A 2,275-nucleotide genomic window follows, 5' to 3' on the forward strand; every position below is an offset into this window, starting at 1 on the left:
ACGTTCGAAAATTTTCGAACAAATGAAAAACGGAGTTTGGGTGCGGATGGCAGCCGTGGAAAGAGCGATGGGAGGGGATTTTCGTTGAGTATCCTGCTGAAAAACGGGAATTTGTTGGATCCGGAAAGCAAAGAATTGGTGCAAAGGGACTTGTGGATTGACGGGCAAAAGATCCGGGCGATTGCCCCGGAGATCCGGCCGGATGAAGAAGTGACGGTGATTTGGGCCGACGGAAAACTGGTTTGCCCCGGTTTGATCGATATGCATGTTCATTTGCGCGAGCCCGGATTTGAGCAAAAAGAGACGATCGAGTCGGGATGCCGGGCGGCGGCACGCGGCGGATTCACAACGATTGCGCCGATGCCGAACACCAACCCCGTCACCGATTCGCCGGACAAAATCAAAGAAGTCATCGACCGTGCAAAGAAAACCGGTTTGGCCCGGGTTTTGCCTTATGGTGCCATCACCGTCGGACAACGGGGGGAAGAATTGACCGATATGGCCGGCATGAAGAAAGCCGGGGCGATCGGTGTCACCGATGACGGGGTCGGCGTGCAAAGTGCCAAGATGATGAAAGAAGCGATGAAAAAAGCCGTGGCGGAAGACCTTCCGGTGGTGGCCCACTGTGAGGATGACACGCTTGCCAAAGGCGGATGCGTCCATGAAGGCGTGTTTGCAAAAAAGCACGGCCTGACGGGAATCCCTTCGTCTGCAGAAGCAATCCATGTGGGGCGGGACATTTTGCTGGCGGAAGAGACCGGAGCGCATTACCATGTTTGCCACATCAGTACCCAAGCGTCCGTCCGGCTGGTTCGGGAGGCCAAAGCCCGCGGGCAAAAAGTGACGGCCGAAGTGACGCCGCACCATCTGCTGTTGTGTGATGAAGATATTCCGGGGCCCGATCCCAATTGGAAAATGAACCCGCCCCTCCGTTCCAAAGAGGACCGGCAAGCATTGATCGAGGGATTGAAAGACGGTTCAATCGATTTCATTGCAACGGATCATGCCCCGCATACGGTAGAAGAAAAGCAGGCGGGCATCGAACAGGCCCCGTTTGGCATTGTGGGTTTGGAAACGGCATTTCCGCTGCTTTATACGCATCTGGTCATAAAAGGTGTGCTCACGTTGCACGAATTGGTCGACAAGATGACCTTAAAACCGGCGCAAGTTTTCCGGTTGCCTTACGGCCGCCTGGTGGAAGGGGGACCGGCCGATATCACGGTCATTGATCTGGACCGGGAAAAAGTGATTGATCCAAAGAACTTTGCTTCCAAAGGCCGCAACACCCCGTTTGCCGGTTGGAAATTAAAAGGGTGGCCGGTTCTGACCATCTTGGACGGAAAAGTGACATGGCAAGATGACGATTGTCTGATGTAGTTGAAAAGGAGGAGCGTCCGTGAAAGCAAGATTGCTGTTGGAAGACGGTACGTTATTGGTTGGCGAATCATTCGGGGCAGAAGGGTTCAAAAGGGGAGAAGTGGTGTTTACCACCAGCATGACCGGTTATCAGGAGATTCTGACCGACCCTTCTTATTGCGGGCAAATTGTGGTTATGACATACCCGCTGATCGGCAACTACGGGATCTCGCGCGATGATAACGAATCCCTGCGCCCTTATGCGCACGNNTTTCCGGAATCGACACCCGGATGCTGACCCGCAAAATCCGCATGCACGGAACGATGAAGGGAATCATCACCACCGGCGAAGAGAGTTTGGCGGAATTGAATGAACAAATGAAGTTTCCGTTGATGCGGGACCAAGTGGCGCGCGTCAGCACCAAAAGCATTCATATTTCCCCGAATAAAGGGAAACGGGTGGTTTTGATGGATTTCGGAGCCAAACACAACATTGTGCGGGAGTTGGTGAAGCGCAATTGCGAGGTGATTACCGTTCCCTACAGTACCTCAGCCGAAGAAATCCTGCGCTTCCGGCCGGACGGGGTGATGTTGTCCAACGGTCCCGGGAACCCCAAGGATGTGCCGGAGGGAATCCGCACCATCCGACAATTGATGGGGAAAATGCCGCTGTTTGGCATTTGCATGGGACATCAGCTGGTCGCGCTGGCCGCCGGAGCCGACACGGAAAAAATGAAATTCGGGCATCGCGGAGGAAACCATCCGGTGAAGGAGCTGGCAACCGGACGGACCGTGATCACTTCGCAAAATCATGGCTATGCCGTCACTTCCGACTCGGTGAAAAACACCGGATTGGAAATCACGCACATCGCGTTGAACGACGGGACGGTCGAAGGGCTCCGGCACAAAACCCTGCCGG

2 protein-coding genes and 1 pseudogene are annotated in these 2,275 nt (G+C 54.5%); all 3 read left to right on the top strand.

Annotated features, from left to right (window positions below; all coding sequences use genetic code 11):
• Positions 1–84: 84 nt before the first annotated feature.
• Positions 85–1,377, top strand: a complete 1,293-nt coding sequence (gene pyrC, locus H1R82_RS14080) for a dihydroorotase (protein ID WP_181730808.1) — start codon at positions 85–87, stop codon at positions 1,375–1,377.
• Between the two features lie 19 nt (positions 1,378–1,396).
• On the top strand, positions 1,397–1,625 hold a 229-nt coding region (locus H1R82_RS14790), incomplete at its 3' end, for a carbamoyl-phosphate synthase domain-containing protein (protein WP_309544841.1).
• A gap of 2 nt (positions 1,626–1,627) precedes the next feature.
• Positions 1,628–2,275 (top strand): annotated as a pseudogene (locus tag H1R82_RS14085) (carbamoyl phosphate synthase small subunit); the annotation flags it as partial.

The organism is Thermoactinomyces intermedius (assembly GCF_013912365.1).
Classification (GTDB): domain Bacteria; phylum Bacillota; class Bacilli; order Thermoactinomycetales; family Thermoactinomycetaceae; genus Thermoactinomyces; species Thermoactinomyces intermedius.